3 protein-coding genes and 2 pseudogenes are annotated in these 4,920 nt (G+C 71.3%); 3 read left to right on the forward strand and 2 right to left on the reverse strand.

Annotated features, from left to right (window positions below):
• Positions 1-999 (reverse strand): annotated as a pseudogene (locus FGF04_RS35285) (hypothetical protein); the annotation flags it as partial.
• 190 nt (positions 1,000-1,189) lie between these two features.
• On the opposite strand from FGF04_RS35285, the pseudogene FGF04_RS35290 reads away from it, so the two are divergent.
• Positions 1,190-3,128, forward strand: a pseudogene (locus FGF04_RS35290) (AMP-dependent synthetase/ligase).
• 80 nt (positions 3,129-3,208) lie between these two features.
• Here the strand turns inward: FGF04_RS35290 and FGF04_RS35295 are convergent.
• Positions 3,209-3,601, reverse strand: coding sequence for a rodlin (locus FGF04_RS35295; protein WP_149515469.1), 393 nt, complete (start codon positions 3,599-3,601; stop codon positions 3,209-3,211).
• A 250-nt stretch (positions 3,602-3,851) separates the two neighbouring features.
• Here FGF04_RS35295 and rdlA point away from each other — a divergent pair, with 250 nt between their 5' ends.
• On the forward strand, positions 3,852-4,244 hold the full coding sequence (rdlA, locus tag FGF04_RS35300; protein WP_149515470.1) for a rodlin RdlA: 393 nt from the start codon (positions 3,852-3,854) through the stop codon (positions 4,242-4,244).
• Between the two features lie 277 nt (positions 4,245-4,521).
• The gene (locus tag FGF04_RS35305) at positions 4,522-4,713 is read left to right on the forward strand and encodes a chaplin (protein ID WP_268893799.1); all 192 of its coding nucleotides are present in this window, start codon (positions 4,522-4,524) and stop codon (positions 4,711-4,713) included.
• Positions 4,714-4,920 lie beyond the last annotated feature (207 nt).

The following is a 4,920-nucleotide window of genomic DNA, read 5'->3' on the forward strand; positions in this document are numbered from 1 at the left end:
GACCCGCACCACGTACACCCAGCACAGCACCCCCGCCACGACGGGCGCGAGCACGGGCACGAGCACGGATACGGGCCGCGCCACCCCGGGCCGACCCGGACCCCCGCGCGCGAGCGCCACCGCCACAGCCCCCGCCACGCACAACGCCGGTACCCACAGCGCGTACGGGTGCGCGAAGTCGGCCAGGTAGACCAACCCCCGCCCCCACAGACTCCGTGACGCCTCCTTGGTCACGGCCGGCAGCGGCACCAGGTGCCCGTAGTACCCGGCACGGAAGACCTCGTACGCGCCCGGCAGCGCTCCCGCGGCCCCCACCCCCGCGCACGCCCCGCGCCACGAAGGCCGCACCAGCAGCCACTGGGCGGCCAGGAACACCACGGTCACCAGCCCCAGATCGGGCCGCACCAGGGGCCCGAGCCCGATGAGTGCCGAGGTCGCGAGCGCGCCGGGCCGGGCCGTCAGCGCCAGCCACGCGCCCGCGATCCAGCAGGTGGCGAGCCCGGTCTCCAGCCCCGAGGTGGCGAAGTCCCACACCGGGGGCAGCCCGAGCAGCACCAGCGACCCGAGCGGCACGGCCGCCCGGCCGCCGTACAGCCGCAGCGCGCCGATCCCCGCCAGCGCGAACCCGGCGGCGGTCAGCAGCAGCCCGCCGAACACCGCCGCGGAGGCGGGCCCGATCCCCGCGCCCCCGGCCGCGGCGAGCAGCCACTGCCACAGGGTGCCGGTCGACGACTCGACCCGCTCGCCCGCGTTGAACACGGGCCCGTTCCCCGCCAGGATCTGCCGCACGGTCCGTACGTAGATGTAGGCGTCGTCGGACATCCACCGTCGCCGGAACCCCGCGTACGCCACGAGCAGCGCGGGCCCGAGCCACACCGCCACCCGCAGCCACACCGCCCGTCCGGCAGCAGGTCCGGCACCGGGACCGGGTCCGGCCTTCCGCGGCGGCGGGAGCAGTCCGGTGGGGGAGGGCAGCGCGGGCGGGTGCGTCGACGTCATGGTCCGTTCATCGGCCCGCGTCCTGCCGAACTTGACGCCCCGGGCCGGCCTGACCTCACCCGACTTGTCGATCCGGCCTGTTGGTCCGACCTGTTGAAAATTCCTTACGCGTGAGTAAGTTTACTCTGGAGTAAATAAGTGTCACCGCACCGCGAGCCGCCACTCACGCCGCCGTCGACCGGGAGCCGCCATGGGCGTACGCAGGGACCTGAAGCAGGCGAGGAAGCGCACCGATCCGGCGGACCGCGCCCGGGTCGAGGTCACCAAGGACGCGGACGGAACCGTCCGCGAGGTGCGCCGGGCGGCCCTCGTACCGGGGACCGCCACCGGCAGCATCGCGGACCTGCCCTTCACCAACGCGGCCGAGGCCCCGGACGCCGTGGTGATCCGCCGCGCGGAGGCGGGCGCCTGGCGGCCGGTGACCGCCGCCGCCTTCGCCCGCGAGGTCACCGCCGTCGCCAAGGGGCTGATCGCGGCGGGCCTCGAACCGGGCGGCCGCGTCGCGGTGATGTCCCGCACCCGCTACGAGTGGACGCTGCTGGACTTCGCGATCTGGGCCGCGGGCGGCGTGTCCGTCCCCGTCTACCCCACCTCCTCGCCCGAGCAGATCGAGTGGATCGTCCGCGACTCGGCCACCCGTCTGGCCGTCGTGGAGACGGCGCAGAACGCCGCGGCCGTCGCGACCGGCACGGCCGCCCACCCGCAGCCCCCGCGCGTCTGGCAGCTCGACGCCGAAGGCGGGGCCGCCGGAGCGGTCGCCGAGCTGGTCGCCCTGGGCCGCGGCACCCCCGACGAGGAGGTCACCGCGCGCCGCGCCGCGCTGACCCCCGGCAGCGTCGCGACGATCTGCTACACCTCCGGCACCACCGGCCGGCCCAAGGGCTGCGTCCTCACCCACGCCAACCTGCACGCCGAGGCCGCGAACACCGTCGAGCTCCTGCACCCCGTCTTCAAGGCGGTCACCGGCCGGCAGGCCTCGACCCTCCTCTTCCTGCCCCTCGCCCACATCCTCGGCCGCACCCTCCAGATCTCCTGCCTCATGGCACGCATCGAGCTCGGCCACTTCGCCGGCATCAAGCCCGACGAACTGCGGCCGGCGCTCAGGGAGTTCCGGCCCACCTTCCTGGTCGGCGTGCCCTACCTCTTCGAGAAGATCCACGCCACCGGCCGCGCGACCGCCGAACGCATGGGCCGCGGCGCCTCCTTCGACCGCGCGCACCGCGTCGGCGTCCGCTTCGGCGAGCGGCACCTGGAGCAGTTCCTCGGCCGCGGCAAGGGCCCCGGCCCGGGCCTGTGGGCCGCCTGGGCCCTGTACGACCTGCTGGTCTACCGCCGCATCCGCAAGGAGATCGGCGGCCGCACCCGCTACGCCATCAGCGGCGGCTCCCCGCTCGACCGCGAGCTCAGCCTCTTCTTCCTGGCCGCCGGGATCATGGTCTACGAGGGCTACGGCCTGACCGAGACCACCGCGGCGGCGACGATCGTCCCGCCCCTGGGGCCCCCCCGGCACGGTCGGCCTCCCGGTCCCCGGCACGGCCGTGCGGATCGCCGACGACGGCGAGGTGCTCATCAGGGGCGGCATCGTCCTCGGCGCGTACTGGAACGACCCGGCCGCCACCGACGCCGCCCTGACCGGCGGCTGGTTCGCGACCGGTGACCTCGGCGCGCTCGACGAGGACGGCTACCTCACCATCACCGGCCGCAAGAAGGACATCCTCGTCACCTCGGGCGGCAAGAACGTCTCCCCGGCCGTCCTGGAGGACCGCCTGCGCAGCCGGCCCCCGGTCGGCCAGTGCGTCGTCGTCGGCGACGGCCGGCCCTACGTCGCCGCCCTGATCGCCCTGGACCGCGAGGACCTCGCCCACTGGCTGCGCGTGCGCGGACTGCCCGCCGACACCCCGCTGTCCGGACTCGTCCACGACGCCCGGCTGCGCGCCGACGTCCAGCAGGCCGTGGACCACGCCAACCAGGCCGTCTCCAGGGCCGAGTCGATCCGCGCGTTCGCGCTGGTGGAGGGCGAGTTCACCGAGGACAACGGCCTGCTCACCCCGTCCCTGAAGGTCAAGCGCCGGGAGGTGACGGCGGCGTACGCGAAGGAGATCGAGGAGCTGTACGCGGCCGGGCGCTGACGCGCGGCGCGGCAAGGTCCCGGCACACGAAAAAGGGCGGTACCACCGGGGAGACCGGTGGTACCGCCCTTGCGCCGGTCTCAGCCCTCGCCGTTGGCGGAGAGGATCGACACGTCCTCCAGGAGGTGCGCCAGCGCGCCGTCGCGCTTGGTCTGCGTCGAGTTCTCGGTGCACTGCTGGTTCAGGTCGTCCGACAGGATCGGCAGGTCCTGGATCGGGATCAGGTTGACCACCGGCACGTTGATGTCGTTCAGGCCGATGCAGGGCTTGTTGAAGGAGCCCTGGATGAGCGCCATCTGCGGGCTCATGTTCCCGTATGTGGCGGAGTTGCCGTAGTACTGCTCGGCCGCGTTGCCGTTCGAGATGCCCGGACCGCTGTCGTTGCCGATCGCCATCGCCTGCGGCGCCAGGCCGGCGGAAGCACCCACGGCGGAAGCAGCGATCGCCGCGGTGGCAAGAACCTTCTTGATCATTGGTTAGTCCTCTCTTACGAAACCCCGTCCACCGGAGCGCTCTGGTTCAACTGCATGGGGGAGACATAGTTCCTCCCATTCACTCGGTCGGCCCACACGGGGAGAGGTTCCGAGAGAGGGCCGGCCGCCGTCCTTCCCATCCGCCGACGGATTCAATGCGGGCCAACCGGGTGAACGCCCGCAACCAATCGCGCCACCGCCGGTTGATGAGTCAGTACGACACGCGTCGCTACTAGGAAAGGAACGCGAAGTGCTTAAGAAGGCAATGTTCGCCGCGGCGGCTGCCGCTTCTGTCATCGGTATGTCGGTGGCGGCCGCCCCCCAGGCGCTGGCCATCGGTGATGACTCCGGGCCGGCCGTTGCCAACGGCAACGGTGCCTCGTCGGCATTCGGCAACTCGGCGACCAAGGGCGACATGAGCCCCCAGCTCTCGCTGGTCGAGGGCTCGCTCAACAAGCCGTGTGTGGCGCTGGAGGACATCAACGTCGCCGTCGTGAACCTCGTTCCGATCCAGGACGTCCCGATCCTGTCGGACGACCTCGCGCAGCAGTGCTCGGACAACTCCACCGAGGCGAAGCGCGACGCGGCCCTGTCGCACATCCTGGAGGACCTGTCGGTCCTCTCGGCCAACGGCGAGGACTGAGACCTGCACCGCCCGGGCCGTCCGCTGTATTCGTGTGCGGACGGCCCGGTTTTTTTCTCCGCGTCTGTTCCACCTGTCCGGTGCGTTCGAGTGAATTACCAAGCGGTTCACATTACGTAGTTTCTTCGGACCTCCGTTTCTCGTTCACCACCCGAGGTCGTGCTGCGAGCCGTCGAAATCGGACTCGCTCGGCTTCGGCCGTCACAGGGGCATGACCGCAGAGAAGGGAAAGCACGTGAATCACAAGAAGAGCGCAGCTGTCATCGCCGGAGCCATCATGGCCCTCGGAATGGCGGGCCCCGCCTTCGCCGACGCCGAGGCCGAGGGTGCCGCCGTGGGTTCCCCCGGTGTTCTCTCGGGCAACGTCGTCCAGGTTCCTGTCCACGTTCCCGTCAACGTGTGCGGCAACACGATCAACGTGATCGGTCTGCTGAACCCGGCGTTCGGCAACAAGTGCGTCAACGACTGACGTCGTAGCGCATCGGCCGTACGGCTGAACCAGGCCGGCCTTGGACCGTTTTCCGGTGCCAAGGCCGGCTTTTCCCACTTCTACGAGCAGAAGGACAACGAGAGTGCGCCAGACCCTGAGCAAGGGGATGGTCGTGGCCGCCGCCGCTACGAGCATCCTGTCCCTGTACAGCTCCCAGGCCTTCGCCGACTCGGACGCGAGCGGGGC

Origin of the sequence: Streptomyces apricus, assembly GCF_008369065.1 — a bacterium.
GTDB lineage: Bacteria > Actinomycetota > Actinomycetes > Streptomycetales > Streptomycetaceae > Streptomyces > Streptomyces apricus.